1 protein-coding gene is annotated in these 636 nt (G+C 61.3%); it reads right to left on the minus strand.

Features of this window, described 5'->3' with window-relative positions:
- On the minus strand, positions 1-507 hold a 507-nt coding region (locus tag AC1D00_RS44215), incomplete at its 3' end, for a pyridoxamine 5'-phosphate oxidase family protein (RefSeq protein ID WP_477015090.1).
- Positions 508-636: the final 129 nt, after the last annotated feature.

Raw genomic sequence — 636 nt, forward strand, 5'->3', positions numbered from 1 at the left:
GTGCTGCGGGCAGTTGGTGTCCCAGGCCGCGATCTTGAACAGGATCACCTGCTCGGGCCGCGCGCGATAGCCCCTGGGCATCAGCGACGTCGTCAGCGCATCGTCGTCCTCGACCACGCGCGCCTCGCCCCAGATCTTCACCCGGCGGCGATGGGCGTAGTCCATCACGAAGATGTAGGCCTTGGGATTTTCGGACAGGTTGCCTTGCGTGATGTATTGCCGGTTGCCGGCATAGTCCGTGAAAGCCAGCGTCTGCCTGTCCAGCACCTTCAAAAAGCCCTTCGGGCCGCCGCGGTGCTGGATGTAAGGCTGGCCGTCCGCCGAGGCGGTGGCGAAATAGAAGCTGTTGGCTTCAGCGAGGAACGTTGCGAGGTTCTCGTCGACCTCGGTGCGCCAGCCGCGCTGCTCGGCCTGCGCATAGCCTTCGCGTGATCCCTTTCGGGCCTGGATCGATTTCACCGCCGGCGTGAACGCCACGTCGCTGGCGTAGGTGTGAGTTGCCGTCATCGGAAGTTCTCCTGGAATCCCGGCGCAAATCTGCGTCTTTCGACCGCTAAGGTCGCAACCTTCGGCTTCTAAAACAATCAGCCGGCTTGACACTTCATCATTGCAGTTTATGCAATAATGTCCATGGAC

The sequence above is a fragment of the Bradyrhizobium sp. P2_E8 genome (assembly GCF_056403875.1).